The sequence below is a fragment of the Sporosarcina sp. P33 genome (assembly GCF_002077155.1).
GTDB lineage: Bacteria > Bacillota > Bacilli > Bacillales_A > Planococcaceae > Sporosarcina.
In genome coordinates, this window is record NZ_CP015027.1 from 1,113,100 (window position 1) to 1,130,705 (window position 17,606).

At 42.8% G+C, this 17,606-nt stretch carries 16 protein-coding genes; 7 read left to right on the forward strand and 9 right to left on the reverse strand.

Going from position 1 to position 17,606, the window contains the following annotated elements; translation table 11 throughout:
* Nucleotides 1-141 precede the first annotated feature (141 nt).
* The 3 genes from SporoP33_RS05660 to SporoP33_RS05670 form a co-directional block, all read right to left on the reverse strand.
* Nucleotides 142-936: an alpha/beta hydrolase gene (locus SporoP33_RS05660; protein ID WP_231293333.1), complete on the reverse strand. Its 795-nt coding sequence runs from the start codon at nt 934-936 to the stop codon at nt 142-144.
* Nucleotides 937-1,124: 188 nt separating this feature from the next.
* Nucleotides 1,125-2,471 (reverse strand): sodium-dependent transporter, encoded by a 1,347-nt coding sequence (locus SporoP33_RS05665; RefSeq protein WP_081244766.1) that lies wholly within the window; start codon nt 2,469-2,471, stop codon nt 1,125-1,127.
* Nucleotides 2,472-2,488: 17 nt separating this feature from the next.
* Entirely contained in the window at nt 2,489-3,775 is a 1,287-nt protein-coding gene (locus SporoP33_RS05670) for a CDP-glycerol glycerophosphotransferase family protein (RefSeq protein WP_081242817.1), read from the reverse strand.
* A 132-nt stretch (nt 3,776-3,907) separates the two neighbouring features.
* On the opposite strand from SporoP33_RS05670, the gene SporoP33_RS05675 reads away from it, so the two are divergent.
* Nucleotides 3,908-5,125, forward strand: a complete 1,218-nt coding sequence (locus SporoP33_RS05675) for a glycosyltransferase (RefSeq protein ID WP_081242818.1) — start codon at nt 3,908-3,910, stop codon at nt 5,123-5,125.
* The gene (locus SporoP33_RS05680) at nt 5,094-5,828 is read left to right on the forward strand and encodes an HAD-IIB family hydrolase (RefSeq protein ID WP_081242819.1); all 735 of its coding nucleotides are present in this window, start codon (nt 5,094-5,096) and stop codon (nt 5,826-5,828) included. The genes SporoP33_RS05675 and SporoP33_RS05680 overlap by 32 nt, the downstream gene beginning before the upstream one ends.
* A 25-nt stretch (nt 5,829-5,853) precedes the next feature.
* Here SporoP33_RS05680 and SporoP33_RS05685 read toward each other — a convergent pair whose 3' ends face one another.
* The 3 genes from SporoP33_RS05685 to SporoP33_RS05695 form a co-directional block, all read right to left on the reverse strand.
* Nucleotides 5,854-6,405: a hypothetical protein gene (locus SporoP33_RS05685; protein WP_081242820.1), complete on the reverse strand. Its 552-nt coding sequence runs from the start codon at nt 6,403-6,405 to the stop codon at nt 5,854-5,856.
* Between the two features lie 254 nt (nt 6,406-6,659).
* Nucleotides 6,660-6,965: a KGG domain-containing protein gene (locus tag SporoP33_RS05690; RefSeq protein ID WP_081242821.1), complete on the reverse strand. Its 306-nt coding sequence runs from the start codon at nt 6,963-6,965 to the stop codon at nt 6,660-6,662.
* 320 nt (nt 6,966-7,285) lie between these two features.
* Complete coding sequence (locus tag SporoP33_RS05695) at nt 7,286-7,570, reverse strand: KGG domain-containing protein (protein WP_081242822.1); 285 nt, start codon at nt 7,568-7,570, stop codon at nt 7,286-7,288.
* Between the two features lie 232 nt (nt 7,571-7,802).
* On the opposite strand from SporoP33_RS05695, the gene SporoP33_RS16220 reads away from it, so the two are divergent.
* Entirely contained in the window at nt 7,803-7,961 is a 159-nt protein-coding gene (locus tag SporoP33_RS16220) for a hypothetical protein (RefSeq protein WP_196796864.1), read from the forward strand.
* A 160-nt stretch (nt 7,962-8,121) separates the two neighbouring features.
* Here the strand turns inward: SporoP33_RS16220 and SporoP33_RS05700 are convergent, their stop codons facing one another.
* Together SporoP33_RS05700 and SporoP33_RS05705 are read right to left on the reverse strand one after the other, a co-directional pair.
* Nucleotides 8,122-8,877 carry a hypothetical protein gene (locus SporoP33_RS05700; protein ID WP_081242823.1) on the reverse strand — a complete coding sequence of 252 codons (756 nt, stop codon included), beginning with the start codon at nt 8,875-8,877 and terminating at the stop codon, nt 8,122-8,124.
* Entirely contained in the window at nt 8,855-12,706 is a 3,852-nt protein-coding gene (locus SporoP33_RS05705; RefSeq protein ID WP_081242824.1) for an AAA domain-containing protein, read from the reverse strand. Before SporoP33_RS05705 ends, SporoP33_RS05700 begins: the two co-directional genes overlap by 23 nt.
* Nucleotides 12,707-13,348: 642 nt before the next feature.
* Here SporoP33_RS05705 and SporoP33_RS05710 point away from each other — a divergent pair.
* Nucleotides 13,349-13,537 (forward strand): hypothetical protein, encoded by a 189-nt coding sequence (locus SporoP33_RS05710; RefSeq protein WP_081242825.1) that lies wholly within the window; start codon nt 13,349-13,351, stop codon nt 13,535-13,537.
* Between the two features lie 31 nt (nt 13,538-13,568).
* Nucleotides 13,569-13,805 carry a hypothetical protein gene (locus tag SporoP33_RS05715; RefSeq protein ID WP_081242826.1) on the forward strand — a complete coding sequence of 79 codons (237 nt, stop codon included), beginning with the start codon at nt 13,569-13,571 and terminating at the stop codon, nt 13,803-13,805.
* A gap of 81 nt (nt 13,806-13,886) precedes the next feature.
* Here SporoP33_RS05715 and SporoP33_RS05720 read toward each other — a convergent pair whose 3' ends face one another.
* Nucleotides 13,887-14,216, reverse strand: coding sequence for a YunC family protein (locus SporoP33_RS05720; RefSeq protein ID WP_081244767.1), 330 nt, complete (start codon nt 14,214-14,216; stop codon nt 13,887-13,889).
* A 292-nt stretch (nt 14,217-14,508) separates the two neighbouring features.
* Between SporoP33_RS05720 and glnA the strand changes: the two genes are divergently transcribed.
* Nucleotides 14,509-15,843: a type I glutamate--ammonia ligase gene (glnA, locus tag SporoP33_RS05725; protein WP_081242827.1), complete on the forward strand. Its 1,335-nt coding sequence runs from the start codon at nt 14,509-14,511 to the stop codon at nt 15,841-15,843.
* 119 nt (nt 15,844-15,962) lie between these two features.
* On the forward strand, nt 15,963-17,537 hold the full coding sequence (locus SporoP33_RS05730; protein WP_081242828.1) for an amidohydrolase: 1,575 nt from the start codon (nt 15,963-15,965) through the stop codon (nt 17,535-17,537).
* The last annotated feature ends 69 nt before the right edge of the window (nt 17,538-17,606 follow it).

The window sequence follows — 17,606 nt, forward strand, 5'->3', positions numbered from 1 at the left end:
CCTTCTCTTTAATTTCCAGTTTTACCCTACATTCCAATTTTGGGCTGTCTGATCTGCGGAAAACAGATCGGACAGCCCCCTTTTTTAAAAGGGAAGAAAAATATCCCATCGCGTCTTCACGCCACAGGATACTTTTCTAGATTATAGTTGAAGAGCAAATTGGCTGACCAAGCCGCCTTCCAGCCATTTGGCACTACTTTCGAATAATTTTTCTTCAAATGTACAGCTGGAGAAAGTGTGATCAGCCTGATCAATATACTGTTCATGAACTGGAGCGGCTGTTTTGCGTTTATTGAACGAATTAGCATACCGTAACGCATGCTCTTTTGGTATCTGCTCATCCGCTTTTGCATGAATGATATGTGCATGTCCGGTAAATGAACGAACTGCTTCGATCGGATGATGTTTTTTCAAATCTTTCAGGAACGTTTGACTGATCATGAAACCATGATGATCATGACTTCCTGTCGCTGCAATTTCACGAACCGCTTTTGGTCCAAGAATCCCAGTGATATCTTCATATGGCGCCCCCACCGGTGACCAGAGGATTAGCTTTTTAATACGATGGTCAGCTGCAGCTGTCAATGAAGCTACAGCACCTCCAAGACTATGACCGACCAGTGTAATGCGATGTTTGTCGATACCTCTGATCACACTCAGATAATCCACCACATCCCGTACTTCCTTCAGCTGATTACTAAGCGTAACATCCGAGTAATCCCCATCACTTTCCCCGCAGCCGCTGAAATCAAAGCGGAACACCCCGTAGCCCCGCTCCGTAAAATAGCGTGCCGCCTTCACAAACAAACGATGCTCTCCTACTTTACTGCCAACGAAACCATGCACAAATAGCAGAAGCGGTATGTTTTCTTTTCTATATTCAGGAAGATGCAAAGCACCTGATAAATTGTTTTCCCCGGAACGAATCGTGATCATCTTTTGCACGTCTTCTCCACTCCTGTCAATATATATTATTCCAACATGTTTAATAGGTATTATATATTGACAGAAGCCGGAAGTCAAATCACTCATCAGATTCATGCAAAAAAGCCCCCTTTGTCAGAGAGCTTTCATGCATATACCAATTATCAATCGTAATTAGACAGAGAAGTATAAAATATTCTTTACTTCACAATACCGAGCGTATTTAAAAACACAATAATAATCGTCAATGGCACAATCCACTTCATTAAAAAATGCCATAACGGATAAAGGCCAGCAGACTCTGTATGATAGAGCGTAAACTGTTCTCGGACAAGCACCTGGTCCATCTTATGGGCGATAAACAGTGCAATCAGCAGACAGCCCGCCGGCAATAGAATATTACTCACCAAATAGTCTGTTGCATCAAATACACTCTTATCAAATATCATTATTCCGGACAGTGCACTTGACGATAATGCGGAAGGTATCGCCGCAAAGAAAACCACTGCCCCAATCAGCCACGTCACAGATCTCCGAGACCGTCTGCCGCTTTCCGTCATTGCCGCCACAATAATCTCATACAAACTGAACGAAGATGTCAGCGTTGCGAATAAGAATAAAATGAGGAATAATGCCAAAAAGAGCTGTCCGAACGGAAGTTGTGAAAATACTGCCGGCAAGACCATGAATAACAGCTCCGGACCTGCTGCCGGTTCCTGACCGAAAGCGAAGACTGCAGGAAAAATTGCCAGTCCCGCCAAAAGCGACACAAACAAATTCATTCCGACAACAGATGTTGCTGATGATGTCAGACTGACATCTTTCTTCAAATATGAACTGTATGTCACCATACATGAGAATCCGACCGCTAACGAGAAGAACGACTGTCCGAGCGCATACAGCACCGACTCTCTCGTGATGCTCGAGAAATCAGGCTTCAAGAAGAATGAAACCCCCTCCATCGCGCCCGTCAATGTCAATGAACGTACAACGAGAATGATGAAAAAGATGAATAATAAAGGCATCATATACTTATTTGCCTTCTCGATTCCGTTCTGGACACCCGACGATACGACCAGCACATTAATCATCGTAAACAGCAGTAAACCGATCAAAGTAGTTACGGGGGAACCGACAATCGAACCGAATTGTTCCGAATAAGAGGCTCCTTCATTAATGATTTTGCCGCCTACAGCCAAACCGCTGTACACGAATACCCAGCCGCCTACTACACTGTAGAATGATAATAAGAGAAAACATCCTGCCACGCCGAGCTTACCGATCCATGGCCAGGCGCTTGACGAGGCCAGCTTCTTATACGCGCTGACCGCCTCTTTGCCGGAACCCCTTCCGATGATGAATTCCGAGATCAGCATCGGCAAGCCGATCAGGACAGTGAAGACTACGAACAGCAGGAAGAACGCTCCACCGCCGCTCATTCCCGTGACATACGGAAACTTCCAAATTGCTCCAAGTCCAATTGCTGCTCCCGCAGAGGACATAATAAATCCAAGTTTTGATGACCATTGTTCTTTACGACGTTCCATAATTTCACCCATTTTCTTTACTTCTGCTTATTACAGTTATACTGTACTGCTTCAGCAGAAACAAGGGGAAAATGGTTTTCGTGTTCAGATTCCTTTTGATGATTCATCTGCTTCCATACAATGTTTTCGCCAAAAAGAGCATTGGCCAGACGTTCACAGTTGCGCTGATCGAAAAAATCGATATACTCGGTCGCCTTGTTAAAGAACGGATTTTCAAATCTCTTTTCTCTAATAAGAGTATCAAGATAATCAAGAGCCTCATCTTGATTGCGCGCTTTATAACCAAACAGATCGGTATCCAGATTCAGATAAGACCCCCGATTAGCTAAAAACTCTTCCTGGTCAAAAGTGTAGAAGATAATAGGTTTATTCATATATATGAAGTCCCAGCAAATACTGGAGTAATCTGTGATGAGCATATCTGCATCTTGAAGCTCTTGCATAATCAGTATTTCATCAAAGCTGAAAAAAGATATCTTGCCGCTTATCATACCGTTCTTTCTGAAGTGCTTTTCATATCGTTTCATGAAAGGATGCAGAATAACCCTTACCTCCAGTTCCTGCTCTTGTACAATCCGCTGCAGCCTGTCACTTTTTAAAAGTTTTGCAGTGGATTGAAAGTATGTGCTTCTCAGAAATTCTTCCTCCGTCAAATCAAACAGCCACTCCCGCCATGTGAACATTAGTAACAAGCGCTTAATTTCAGTTGGAGGATGATCAGGAAGAAGACGGTCAAAACGCGCCATGCCTGTGACAACCAGCTTATCATCAGGTATGCCCCACTCATAACGCTTAATAGAATATTCATACTCCGAAGCACAATTAAAGTAATTGCATCTTTCCAGCAGAGGTACATCTTCTTTTTGGATTAAAATTTTCTTAAAGCATTCGATGCCGTGACTGATATGCAACATTACCGTTTTTTTATTTAATGAAATGAACTTATCTATATAAGGCGCTAAATCATAAATAATAGAATGCCCATGAACAGTATAACTGGCTCGGAAAAACAGTAAATAATTTTGGAAGCTTCCAAGAGGGACAGCTTTCGGAATCTGATGTTTTTTTATATAATCAAATCGCGGATCATACATCCAGTAAATATCCATTTGATCAGAGAAGTTGTTCACAGCATACTCATGGAATACTGCAGCATTATCTTCATATTTTTCTCCGAGATTTCCGCCAATCAGAAGAATGGTATCATGGTCATTACGATAGAACAATTTAGCCAATATATAAGCCAGTAAAATTTTTACATAGATCCATCCCGTCTCCCATGCACGATATTTTTTCAGCCGCATATACCCACCTCCAATGCTCTTTCTATTTCCCTATTTTCTTACACAATAAACCAATATATGTTTCCCTATCAGTTTTTCAGGGTAAAAGAATACAGCTGTAAAAATCGAAAAAGCAGAAGGGAGATAACAGTCATGATGAGAAAGATACTTTTCATTTCCGATCATGGTGATCCATTGGCACCGCTAGGCAGCCAACAGGCTGGCGGCCAAAACAACTATGTCAGACAGCTGGCTTTAGCTTTAGAGCAAGAAGGATATGCAGTAGATGTTGTGACGCATTGGAATAGCATGGACACTCCCCAAATTGAATATTTCGGTTCCGCCTGCCGAGTCATACGATTTGCTGCAGGAAAACATAAATTTATACCGAAAAACGAAATGTATCGTCTGATTCCTGAGTTTTTTGACGAAATGTCGAATACGATACATTTTACTGGTTATGATGTTGTGCACACTCATTACTGGTTATCGGGGCTTATCGGTTCGCTTATTAAGCGAAAGACGGGCCTTCCCTGGGTTCACACGAATCACTCGCTGGGCATCGCAAAAAAGAAAGCAACAGGCAGCTCGGAAGCACTCCGCCTTCTCACGGAAAAAATGATTCTGACTTCAGCAGATCTGATCGTAGTAACTTCTCAATCTGAAAAGCTGCTGATTAAGGAATTCATTGAGAATCCCGCTCCTATAAAAATTATCCCTATAGGGGTCGATAAGGCGTTTCAAGCGACCCAGCCAAAATTTACAGTTTCACCTTACTTTGCATTCGCAGGCAGACTGCAAACGACAAAAGGTATTTATACTCTTCTGGAGGCATTTGAACTGTTTATGAAAGGTCGACCTTCCACAGACTGTACTAAGCTGATTATTGCGGGCGGAAGCGAATCATGCATCTCCCCTAAGAGCCACTTACCTAACAGCCGTAAGCTTCGTGAGGCAATTGACGGTTTCGAACACAGAGTAAGATTTCTGGGCCCACAAAATCAAAAACAACTTGCCCGATTATTTACTAACTCCATCGCAACTGTTGTTCCATCCTATTATGAATCATTTGGTATGGTTGCCGCGGAAGCTCAAGCATGCGGAAGCCCTGTTATCGCTTCAAAAGTGGGCGGACTGAAAGACGTCGTGAAACACCGTGTAACTGGATTGCATGTGGAACCCCGTAATCCAGTCCAGCTGTCACATGCCATGTCTGCTTTACTGAATAATAATCATCTTACGAACAGACTCAAACAGAGAGCCATCGCTTATGCACAGCAGGAATTTGACTGGAGTGTACTGGCTATTAAAATGAGTAAGGCTTATAAAGGAGTTACCAATGATACGAAAATCATACTTGCTGGCAACTGATTTGGATAACACGTTAGTAGGTGATCCAGAAGCGCTGAAACATTTATTTACATTTTATAAAGAGAAGGAATTCGATCCCGGATTGATATATGTAACAGGCAGACATTTGAATTCAGCACTTTCGCTCATCCAACAAGAAAAATTACCGTCGCCTGATATCCTGATCACTGACGTAGGAACAGCTATTTACCATGCTCCTGATTGGTCTGAAGATAAAACATGGGCCACTTGGGTAAATGAAACGTGGCTGCCTGAAGATGTTTTATCAATATTCAAAAATACACCCGCACTTGTACGGCAGAAATTGCCCCATCAAAAACGTATTTCTTTTACAGTGCGCTCCAGACAGTCAAATATCGTACAAGCCATTCAAGCTAAACTCTATGCTCATAACATTCCCTGTCATCTCGTTTATAGTTCGGGCTGTGATTTAGACATACTGCCAGAACGCAGCGGGAAAGGAAAAGCAGTAGAATATGTTCTGCAAAAATACGCTAAAAACGATGTAAAAATTTTGCTGGCAGGTGATTCGGGCAACGATGCCGACATGCTGACTTTAGGGTACCCTGCCGTCATTGTCGGCAACGCTCAGGAAGAGCTTTCCAAGTTACCTTCCCACACGCTGCTGTACCGGGCTGTTGAATATTATGCAGCAGGCATAAAAGAAGCCTGGGATCACTTCTATCCTGCAGCTCAACAATAAAAACCAATTGGCATCCAATTGGTTTTTATTGTGCAATATTTTGATTAATCAGCTGTCGATAAGCATGTAATTTTTTATGATACAATGTTTTATACGTAGCAAGACTAGTATTTTCAATTGCATGGAAATCAGCCGGATTAACTACCCCGTAACGGCTATTCAACCTGCGTGCATTTTTCCACGCCGTTATTTCGAAGGCCAAATTCATTTCATCTTCCTCAATGAGTATCTTCAATAGCTCAGGAGTATGCAGAATTTCTTCTTTAGTATGACTTTTTTTCATAGTGAATATTTCAATAGTTCTTGCTAAGGATGCCTCCAATGCCGGCAAGTCTATCGCGTGGCCTAACTCATGCAATGTAATAGTTTGTACATACGTTTCAAATGAAAAGAGAGAAGCCATTTCTTCATAAGCAGTATGTAACCGTTCCTCATCATATCCGATATATTTCCCTATAAAATTATAACTCATATTGATCCCATCATGAACTTCACGAAGCTCTTCTTTCATACCGACTATTTTCATAACGTCAGCAATGCATTGCCGTATATGCAGCGGCAGCGCCTGATTATTCATCCTCATACACCCTTGTTTCTCTTCTGATTATATTTCTATTATTACTCATTCTTCCTATACGAATTATACTGCCGCAGAGTGTTACTTTCAATATCCACTATGATTACATGACATATCACCGTATATAATTTTCAGTAATATGTTAAACCACTAACCTATTTCACCAAAAAACACTCTTGAATTGAAGTTTCAATTCAAGAGTGTTTGTCATGTCACTATTTACCTAAATTTTACATTTATACTATTGCAGTCTTTCAATTATTGTCTCGTTGTCTGGCACGTGCTTCTCCGCCTTTACGGCCAGCTTCTTCACGGCTCATTTTGCCATTATTGTTATTGTTTGAATTATTCTGTTCAGCTCTAGCTTCTCCGCCTTTACGGCCAATTTCCTCGTAGAATTCCTGGCCGTGGTTGTCAGCGGTCGCTTCTCCGCCCTTGCGTCCAATCTCTTCGTAGAATTCCTGATCATGATTTTTAGAGGTAGCTTCTCCACCTTTACGTCCCGCTTCCTCGTGACTCATTTTGTGGTCATTGTTGTTGCGATTGTTACGGTCAGCCATTTTTAAATTCCTCCTATACCAATAATCATTTTTAGCTCGTCGACAAGCTTATTGGATATATTCCCACCATCCAAAAATTAAAACAGCAAATTTGTGATTTTTTCATTTTCGTAATAAAGTCTTAGAAAATCACTGAAAGATACTCTTTTTTTAGTAGAAAGCGATCATTATTTGCAGAATGCAGGATTAGTGGTTTTATTCTAAATATAGCGGGATGAACCCGTCAAAAAAGCCGGGCATACCCCAGCTTTTCTTGCTCTATTTAATTTTAAAGATATCTAAAACCCTTATCCTGTACCTACTATTTGAAATCAGGCAGATTACACTTTGTTCGTACGATTGCCCGCCCTGACTTCCCCGCCTTTGCGGCCAATTTTCTCGTAAAATTGTTTATCATATTTTTCGGAAGTCGCTTTTCCGCCTTTACGGCCAATTTCTTTATAGAATTCGCTGCTGTGCTTTTGGGCTGTGGCTTTTCCGCCTTTCCGCCCGATCTGTTCATAAAATTGTTTGTCATGTTTTTTAGAAGTTGCCTGTCCGCCTTTACGTCCCGCTTCTTCCAAAGTCATTTTCTTCTCTTGTTCAGTGCTGCGCTGGTTAGTCATATATAGTATTCCTCCTAATATTTGATTTACGAAGCTTAGTGAATATATTCCCAATCAGCTGTTTGCTAAACACCAGACACCCTTAAGGCAATTGCATGACAGAAAGATTCATGGAGTTAAAGACACTGTTTATTCTTTATTTTCTCCTTACAAGCCGCTTTGGAAATAGGTATACTTTCAACGGAATAAACCAACTTATTGAAGAACGCACTGACAGAAAGGAGCATGGCATATGGGACGTGATGAACATAAAACCGGCAGTAATGCGTCTGGCTCTTTACCGCAGACACCGAAAAACCAAAAGATCGCTGCACGTGATATGAAAGAAGAAATCGCACGGGAGCTGGCGGAATTACGAAAAAGCCCCGCACAAAACAAGCGTAAATCCTAATGTGTGAGTGTGATCATATGGTGGGTTGTTTTTTCATTCGCATGCATCTGATATGATCCATGGATTGAAAACTGATATGTTGCTAAAACCGTTTTAATTGATCACTGAAAAACCCAAAAACAGGATGGATAACTATCCTTTGTTTTTGGGCTTTTCATCCTTAAGGCAGGATTTGCTCATCTATCAGTTTTTCAAGCTGTTCATCCCATTCTTCAGTCAGAGTATTCCACACTCTCGTGAAGCGGGAGTTTTCTGTACGATTGAATACATAAAACTCCACACAAGGAATTTGCTGGTTCATTGTCACTTGCGGGTTATCAATGTGAACGACAACTTTCTGCAGTGAACCTTCAGCAGCTTCAGCGCCGGCAGCGAGAAGCGCTGTACGTAATTGTTCATCTTCCAAAGCAGCCGCTTTATTTTTTTGTTCGGCGGCGAGCCGGAAAGGTTTTAGTTTTGATGTAAAGACTTTCTCTGGCTCTTCACACAAGATTTTATCATGACACACACTGTAATAGAACTTCCTCTCTTCTTTTTCAGGAGGATGTTCAAAAATTCCAGATTGCAGCTGTGCCGCCCCTATCCCCGTCAATTCAAAGTGTCCTTTTCGTAATTCAATCATTTTCCCCGCCTGCATTTTGCGGAACAAATTTTCTGCGAATAACGGATCTACGGCAAGAAACTCTGCGATCATTTTGGAATCAGATACTTCAAGTTTCTGGATTGTCAAAAGGATCATTTTCATTAAAATATCCATCACGGTACGTGTAACAGTAGTATAGGTTATCGTCAGCACATCTACCCGCAATCCCCAGCTGTCTGACCGCAAAATTTGTATATCTGACTGTTTTTCCAGTTCTTGCTGCAGCTTTTTTCGAAGTGAATCCACGCCCTCACCTGCCTTCTGTCTGTTCAATTGTTCGCAGACCGCCTTGATTCTCTACAACTTTCTTCAGTTGTTTATACATTTCCCTTGTTGAAGCATTTTTCGTTCTGACAGTGAACATTTCTGAACTTCCAACGATTATGAGTAGTTCTATTGCGCGCGATAACGCTACATTTAAACGCCGGTAGTCTTTAGCAAATCCGATCTCCCCGCCTTTTTCCCCGTGATTTCTCACAAAACTTAAAATGATAATATCCATTTCCATGCCTTGGAACTTATCTACGGAACCAGTACGGCAGTATAATTGCTGCGGCCGAATCTCCTGCTGAATGAGGCGGTCGATTCGTTTCACCTGTTCGCCATAAAAACTGATGACACCCACACTTTTCTTTTCGTCAGGTTTCATCAGGCCTGCCTGTTTTGCATGTGCTGTTGCCCGTTCGATATCCAGAAGTGTATCCCGGACAATTGCCAGCTCACCTTCATTGAAACGGCTTGTGCCGCCTTTGACCCGGTCTTCGAAGAAAGCCGGTGTATTTGGTGTATCCAGCCACAGCAAATGATCGTTTCTTGTGATTGTACTGCTTTCCAGAAGATGATCTCGCATTTGATCTGAATCAGGGAGTCCGCATTGCAATTGGTAATTGCCTTCTTTGTAAAATGGCGCAATGGTTTTCATGATGTCTTCGTGCATACGGTATTGAATACTGAGCATCGTTTTATTTTGTCTGGGCAGCGTTCGGAACAGACGCTCAAATAATGATTCATTCAGCAGCTTCTTCATTTCCCGCTGAATTTCCGGGTCTTTTTGCTGATCCACCAGTTCATCCATCGTTTCCTGCCCGACCAGTGGCGGCAATTGGTGGTGGTCACCGACGAGAATAACTTTTTTACCTTTTAGCATCGGCAGCAACAGCTCTGGCGGAGTGGCTTTTGATACTTCATCGATAATGACTACATCGAATACAGGATATTCATCCATGAACTTTTTAGAGGCGGAAGCGACACAAGTTGTGCCAATGACATTTGCATGATCAATATACAGTTTGCGGATTTCATCAAGATCATACTCATTAGCTTCTTGTAGCAGTTCTTCCCACTGGGCCTGAAGCTGCTGCAGGACAGGCAATTGCTGCTGTTCTTTCGCGACTGCAGCCTGTTGCTCCTGTGCTTGTTTTACATCCTCTTCAATTTGCTCTATTTGCTTTTCTATATCCGGAATCAATTGAATGGTCAGCTCTTGGATTTCCTCCTGCATTTGATCGTACTCTGTTTGAAGTTGCTGCACTTTTTTCTCTTCTGCAGCCATTTCCGATTTCTCTTCATCCAGCCGGCGGTTTATTTGTGAACGCTTTAGCTCAGAAGTCGTCATTGATGCGGTCAGTTGCGTCAAGTTTCTCATCTGCTGTCTGCAATGCTGAATATGCGTCTCCAGCCGGGAAATTTCTTCTGTCAGCTGCTCTTGTTGCCAATGCTTTTCAGGCGGCTTATTTTCTTGCATCCAGTCATTCATATGATCTTTCAGCTCTTCATTTTTTGTGTGCAGCTTCTGACTTCGCATTTTTATTTGATGCGCATGGTTTTGCATTTGCTGCAGCTCACTCTGAAGAAAAACAAGGATTTCATTCTTTACTTCAGCAAACACTTCAATTACAGATTGGACTTGTTGCTGCTTGAGTTTCACTACTTGATCGCCTGCTATTTTTTCTTTTCCGTAAAACAATGACATTCCTTTTGCAATTTTTTGCAGCACTTCTGTCTTTGCGGATGAAATCTCTTTATTTTGTAATACTTTTTTCGTATACGGATTAATTAAAAATTTACCCAGACGATCAATCATATCGTGCATTTCCTGAACGGTTCCGAAGTTTTCTGTCGAACGCGCGGTAATGCTTTCTAAAGGGTAGCGATGAGTCTGCAGCAGGGTTTCGGTCTTTTGAATCGCTGTCTGAAAACGGTCGTGCAGCTCTTTCCATACTTGATATTCATACGTATACTCTCCGCTTTCAATGGACTTGATGATTTTTTGCAAGTCATTGATGCGCAATATGATATGGATAGGCAATTCGATGTTTTGTTCAGCTAATATGTTTTGGATTGCCTGCATTTTTTTATTAGTGATAATTTCATCATGCGCTTTTTGAAATGATTGTTCCAATCCGGAATCTTTCTGCAAGGCTCTTTCCAGCTCCTGCAGTTCCAGTGAATTGCGCTGCTGTTCATTTTGCCATGCTATATATAATTTAATCCGCTTCAATTGTTTCTGCTCTTCCAGCGACCTTTCCAATTGTGCAGACAGCTGCTCTTTGTCAGGCTGCGAATCTAACTGAAGACGCAGCTTTTCTATTTCTGCTGACTGCTGTTCGATTTCCGTCTCTAGTTGATGAATAGCCTGACTTTTATGCGTCCTTCTCCGCAGAGATCGATCCAGCAAAGATTTCCCCGATACAGAATCTGACGTCAGCTTCTTCAGCGTTTCTTTTACGGCGTCCTGCGCGCGCCTGGTTTCAATTAACGCCGATTGCCGTTCTATTTTTTGATCAATTAAGGCAATTAAATGCTCAGTGCGTTCCTGCAATTCTGATTCCTTTGTCTGAAACATTGCACGTGTGGCTTGAACAGCTTCCATCGTTTCATTGCGCCAATGCAGTGCAACATTTTCCTCCATAAAGCGTTTGCCTTCTTCTTCAATACTCTCAGACCGACCATAACGCAAAATACGGGTTGCCGGATCTGTCAGCAGCCGGCCAAGCGCATTATCGACTGCGAGATTTGACTGCGATGCGACAAGTGTCCGCAAGCCCGCCTTGACGTTCTGATAGCATATTTCCGAAATTACCGTCGTTTTCCCTGTGCCGGGCGGACCCTGTATGACAAACAAATCATGAGCTTTCATCGCACCTGTTACCGCTTCACGCTGAAATTCATTCAAGTTATTGTGGAATTCCAGCTGCGGCTGTTTATTTGTAATTTGCACAACCGGCCGCTCTTCAAATAAAACCTTTTCCAGATTTGCATTCGCGGCCAATCCGTCCTGCAAATCTTTAAAACCTTTTCGCAGACGCCGGATTTGACTTAATTCGGCAAAATTTGTAAGTATCAGCTCTTTATTTCGTGTGGGCAGCCATTGTTCTGACCGCGCTTTTTTTTGAAATCGCTGATTCAGTTCCACAATAATCACTTTCTGTGCTTTTTGTACATCGACAATTTGGCCAATTTCAGCAGACAGTTCACTCATCTTCACACTGAAGCCGCGCAGCTGCTGCCAGTTCTTTGTCTGGAGATCTTTACAGTGCAGGCGAAGTTTTGTGAAGTCACTTGTGAAACTCGCTTGTGTAAACGAACAGCTGATATCCGCCACATCTGCATTCTTTTCTGCTATTTGCAGATAGCCTTCCCAGCTTTCGATTCGCTTTTTTACATATTCAGAACGTTCTTCCGCAACCGGTAATTCACGCAGCTTCGTATAAAACTCGATGGGCAATGCAACCCCGGCCCGATTCAGCCGGAACTTCACTGCCATTTGGAGCCGCCGATTCGTCTGTACAGGTTCTCTCGCTCCCCTGACATGAAAACCGGTGGCAACCAGACCATCCGGTTTCAGCACACATTCCATCACGGCAACGCGCTGCTGCACTTCTTTAGCGAATTTTATATTAGTCTGCGGATCAAAAAACATCGCATAGGATTGATTTCCCATGCGGTTTGCGGGCTTCTTTTCAATATATACATCAAAAGCAGACTCCGAAGAAACGAAAGCCTGTTCACTCAGAAACCATTGTTCCAATCCTTTGCGGGCATTTTTCGTTATCTCAAGACTGCAAGGTATCATTTCTATCGTTTTTAATTGGTTCATCATCGTTTATTCTTTTCATGATAGGGCTGTACTTCAGCAAGATGGACCGTCATGCTTCTCCCTGTTAATTCCTTGTTCAAAGCTCTCACCTCAGTCCTCTATTATAGATCATAAGTGCATTTACCGCGAGTAAGAAAAAACATTAACAAATTATAAAATTAATTTTTAAAAAGATGTTTAGGAATAGTTTGCCGGGGTATACTAGTAATACAAGGCGAACTGAAGGAGACAGCGAGGGTAGTTTAGACGCCGGCTCCGGAGGAGATGCACAGCCTTGGCGGAAAATTTTCTTTACTGGCAAGTGGTACACTCGGTTCGGGAATCTGTTTTGTAAGGTTCCAAACAGAAAGACAGGTTTACCAGGTAATGCGAAAGAAGTTTTTTGTGTAAGTGCAAGTGAAGTGCCTGCTTTAAAGAAGTATAAGCAGTGTAAGACGCATACTGCGAGCGTACAACATCGTCAGTATGGAGTAATCGCAACATAAAATTTTCCGCATAGCAACAGAAGGACAGCCGGCAGTCGAGAGGTTTCGATTGTCGGCTGTTCTTTGTTTACTCCCCTTGAAAATTGGATTGTTTAGTCTGAATGAAACCGGGAAAACAAAGTATAAGATTCTATCAAACGATTACGAGGAGGAGTTTTTTATGAAAAAGCGAATGGCTTTGACAGCAATCGGTTTGGGAGCGGCCTACTTAATGCGCAACAAAGAAGCACGTGAAAAATTATCACGCCAATTCGATGAGTTCAATGAAACACCAATGCGTGGAGATCGTTCAAATCATAATCAAAAGCCAGAACCGAATAAAGGGTTACTCGGAAGATTTCTAGATTGATTACAAATTGACCGCAAAGGAGCAGATATTCATGAGTGAAGAAAAAAAAGTGTTTACCGAAAAAGACCGTTCAAATGCAAAAGGCGGATATATGGACAACCCGGAGAATTTGAAGACAGATAAGGAAAGTATTTATGACATGCATAAGGATATGCAGACTGTAGATGCCATTCCTTTAGAAGACGTTCGCATGGAAGAGGAAGAAGAGCGGCACCACCGTAAAACAAAAGACCGTTCCTCCAGTGAAGAGAAATACGAAGGGGAATAATCCCGTTCATTACAGATTGCGGACGGTTAAATTTAAAATAGAACATAAAAAACGGCGCCTTAAAAATTAGACGCCGTTTTTTTATTTCATTTTTAATAATGCTTCTGATCCCGTCATCCCGGCCGTAATTCCAAATTCTTCGGCTTCAAGCGTTACAGATTCAAGCGGTGCTGCAAGGAGCTGTTCAATCGTCTTCACTCCTACTGCACGGCCCGCAATGATTTTACGGTCCGCCAGCACACTGTTGAGCAAACCGACATCGAGTGCACCGCACATGATATATCCTTTGTCGTTTGAAACCGTAAGCAGCGTCGTTTTCGGCAGCTTCACTGTGACTGCTTGAAATGATTCGCCATTAATCGATATCTTCTGGTGTTCAATCAAGACACCCACCCCTTTCTTTATCAGCATATGACGATTCAATAAAAATGTGCCAAGTAAAAAATCCCGTGCACTGTAAATCGCCTCACCTGCACTGCTGTCAAATATCATTTTTTATTGACAGCCTACTTAATGGGAGTATTATCCTAATTTCTAAGTTTCGCTTTAAATATCTATCATTTTTTATCCAAAACAAGAACTTAAGTCTTATGTTTTTTGAAAAAAACAGCAAAAAATTCTTGTAATCTGCTTGCAGACACTTTATTATAGAAAAATGTTGCGAAGAAGATTCGTATCAAGCAATTATAAGGAGTGTGGCCTGATGGAGAACATTACAAGAGAAGACATTTATACATTCGTGGAAGAAAACAACGTGAATTTTATCCGTCTTCAGTTTACTGACATTTTTGGCATGATTAAGAATGTAGAGATTCCAATCAGCCAGCTCGATAAAGCATTAGATAATAAAATGATGTTTGACGGATCTTCTATCGAAGGTTTTGTTCGTATTGAAGAATCGGATATGTACCTCGTGCCTGACTTGGATACGTGGATGGTATTTCCATGGCCGTCTGGCACAGGCCGTGTCGCACGCCTGATATGCGATGTGTACTTGGCAAATGGAGAGCCATTTTCAGGTGATCCGCGCGGAAACTTGAAACGCATCGTAGAAGAGATGAAAGAGCTAGGGTTCACTGATTTTAACCTGGGTCCTGAACCGGAGTTCTTCCTATTTAAATTAGATGAAAACAAACAGCCGACAATGGAACTCAATGATCATGGAGATTATTTCGATTTGGCGCCGATGGATTTAGGCGAAAACTGCCGCCGCGATATTGTGCTGGAACTTGAAGCACTAGGCTTTGAAGTGGAAGCTTCACATCATGAAGCCGCGCCTGGGCAGCATGAAATCGACTTTAAATATGCTGATGTTCTGACTGCCTGCGATCATATTCAAACGTTTAAACTGGTCGTGAAAACGATGGCACGCAAACATGGTTTGCACGCCACGTTTATGCCAAAGCCTTTATACGGTGTCAGCGGCTCCGGAATGCACTGTAACGTCTCATTGTTTAAAGACGGTGAGAATGTATTTTATGATGAAGAAGGCGAGCGTAAACTGAGCGAGACAGCCTATCAGTTTATGGCGGGCGTTCTTGCACATGTGCGGGGGTTCACCGCAATCACCAATCCGACAGTCAACTCGTATAAGCGTCTCGTTCCGGGTTACGAGGCACCCTGCTACGTTGCTTGGTCCGCACAGAACCGCAGCCCGCTTATCCGCATACCGGCCTCCCGCGGAATGAGCACACGCGTGGAAGTCCGTTCTGTCGATTCATCTGCCAATCCGTACTTGGCAATGGCCGTTATTTTACAAGCTGGACTCGATGGCATCAAAAAGAAACTGACACCTCCCGCACCCGTAGACCGCAATATTTATGAAATGAAGATGGAAGAACTTGCGGAAAACGGTATTGAAACTTTACCGACTGATTTGGATCATGCATTAATTGCGCTGTCAGATGATAAGATTATCCAAGAGGCTCTAGGTTCACACATTTATGCAAACTTCAGCGAAGCTAAGCATCAAGAGTGGGAAAGTTACCGGATTACGGTGCACCCATGGGAAATTGAACGTTATATGAAAATGTATTAAATAAAGTAATGGAACGGCTGTCTGCACAGCCGTTTTTTTATAGGCTGAAATGGGTAAGATCAGTTCTATTGTTCATTAGTCTTTATCGGTTTACTATAGGATGATAAGGAGGTTTCGGTATGGCGACAATTTGGTGTAATGCCTTATTTTATACAATGCAAAGTGAAGGACATACAATAGAAGCGTTAGTGACGAAAGACGGGAAAATTACAGCAGCCGGATCATACAATGATCTGCGTAATCTGGCAGAACATCAAGTGGATCTGCAGGGGGCTTTTGTTTATCCCGGATTCATTGATAATCATATGCATATCATCGGCCAGGGGGAAAAGCTGCTGCGGCTTGATTTATCTAAAGTTACTTCAACTGCTGACATGATGGATATGTTACTTCGTGCGGCTAAGGGGTTGTCAGAGGATGAATGGTTCATTGGCGAAGGCTGGGATGAGAATATGTTTCCCGACAGAAAAATCTTCACGCGCTATGAACTGGATATGGTTACCGAATCCCCTATGCTGCTGAAGCGTACATGCTGGCATGCAGCCGTTGTTAATTCAAGGGCATTGGAACTGGCGGGTATTACGAAGGATACGCCTGATCCTGAGGACGGCGTAATTGAGCGCGATGAGAACGGGGTGCCTACGGGCTTGTTGAAAGAAGGTGCCATGCAGCGTGTTCTTCAGATTTTGCCTGAACCGACGGAAGCTTATGTAACTAAAGCTTTGGAAACTTCCGTCGATCATCTGTTGTCTGTCGGCTTGACGGGTGCCGTTACAGATGACTTAGGTTATTACGGTCAATATCAGACACCATTACAGGCTTTCCATAACGTATTGGGCGGCAAACGGAAATTTCGTGCGTATTTATTGCGCCATTTCAGTGTGTTTTCTGAATTGATGGAGGATCAGGCAGTTTATAAAGGACCGTGGGTGGAGCCGGGAGAAATGAAGTTTTTTATAGATGGTGCTTTTGGAGGCAGTACCGCATTATTAAGCCGTCCGTATGCAGATGATCCGAGGAATTCAGGTACGGCAGTAGTAACTGACGGGGAGCTGGAGAACCTCGTGAAACTTGCCCGGCATTACGGAGAAGCTGTTGCCATCCATATGATTGGTGATCTCGCAGCGGAAAAAGCACTGGACGTCATTGAGAAGCACCCTGCACCTGCCGGCAAAAAAGACCGGTTTATCCACGTCACTTTACTGCGTGACGACCTGGTTGCACGTATGGAAAAACTGCCGATCGTTTTAGATATCCAGCCTGCTTTCGTTCCTTCTGATTTCCCATGGATTGCAGACAGGCTTGGACATGACAGGATGGACTGGGCCTATGCATGGAAAAAGCTCCTTGACAGACGTTTCATTTGCGGCGGAGGTTCAGACGCGCCGATTGAAGACCCGAATCCTCTGCTCGGAATCCATGCAGCAGTTACGAGAAGATTGCCGATTGAGCAGCACGAAGGATATTTGCCTGATGAGAAACTCAGCCGCTACGAAGCTGTGCAACTATTCACTTCAGGCGCAGCCGCCACAATTGGCAAGACAGATTCACGCGGACGCCTGGCGGTTGGATTCGATGCAGACTTCACTGTATTGGCTGAAGACATTTTTACTGTAAGTGCCGATCGGATTCCGGAAGTCGCCGTAGAGAAAACTATTGTGGCAGGCGAAATCATGTATCAGATACATTCCTGACATTTGTTTAGTACAGGCACGAAAGGGAAAACCTTTTAAAAAGGAGGTTTTCTCTTGGAGTTGTTAAAA

What these genes read in the sequence shown, in the direction of transcription:
- SporoP33_RS05660 (WP_231293333.1), bottom strand. Translation starts at nt 936, where the DNA reads ATGATCACGATTCGTTCCGGGGAAAACAATTTATCAGGTGCTTTGCAT.
- SporoP33_RS05665 (WP_081244766.1), bottom strand. Translation starts at nt 2,471, where the DNA reads ATGGAACGTCGTAAAGAACAATGGTCATCAAAACTTGGATTTATTATG.
- SporoP33_RS05670 (WP_081242817.1), bottom strand. Translation starts at nt 3,775, where the DNA reads ATGCGGCTGAAAAAATATCGTGCATGGGAGACGGGATGGATCTATGTA.
- SporoP33_RS05675 (WP_081242818.1), top strand. Translation starts at nt 3,908, where the DNA reads ATGATGAGAAAGATACTTTTCATTTCCGATCATGGTGATCCATTGGCA.
- SporoP33_RS05680 (WP_081242819.1), top strand. Translation starts at nt 5,094, where the DNA reads ATGATACGAAAATCATACTTGCTGGCAACTGATTTGGATAACACGTTA.
- SporoP33_RS05685 (WP_081242820.1), bottom strand. Translation starts at nt 6,405, where the DNA reads ATGAATAATCAGGCGCTGCCGCTGCATATACGGCAATGCATTGCTGAC.
- SporoP33_RS05690 (WP_081242821.1), bottom strand. Translation starts at nt 6,965, where the DNA reads ATGGCTGACCGTAACAATCGCAACAACAATGACCACAAAATGAGTCAC.
- SporoP33_RS05695 (WP_081242822.1), bottom strand. Translation starts at nt 7,570, where the DNA reads ATGACTAACCAGCGCAGCACTGAACAAGAGAAGAAAATGACTTTGGAA.
- SporoP33_RS16220 (WP_196796864.1), top strand. Translation starts at nt 7,803, where the DNA reads ATGGGACGTGATGAACATAAAACCGGCAGTAATGCGTCTGGCTCTTTA.
- SporoP33_RS05705 (WP_081242824.1), bottom strand. Translation starts at nt 12,706, where the DNA reads ATGATGAACCAATTAAAAACGATAGAAATGATACCTTGCAGTCTTGAG.
- SporoP33_RS05710 (WP_081242825.1), top strand. Translation starts at nt 13,349, where the DNA reads ATGAAAAAGCGAATGGCTTTGACAGCAATCGGTTTGGGAGCGGCCTAC.
- SporoP33_RS05715 (WP_081242826.1), top strand. Translation starts at nt 13,569, where the DNA reads ATGAGTGAAGAAAAAAAAGTGTTTACCGAAAAAGACCGTTCAAATGCA.
- SporoP33_RS05720 (WP_081244767.1), bottom strand. Translation starts at nt 14,216, where the DNA reads ATGCTGATAAAGAAAGGGGTGGGTGTCTTGATTGAACACCAGAAGATA.
- glnA (WP_081242827.1), top strand. Translation starts at nt 14,509, where the DNA reads ATGGAGAACATTACAAGAGAAGACATTTATACATTCGTGGAAGAAAAC.
- SporoP33_RS05730 (WP_081242828.1), top strand. Translation starts at nt 15,963, where the DNA reads ATGGCGACAATTTGGTGTAATGCCTTATTTTATACAATGCAAAGTGAA.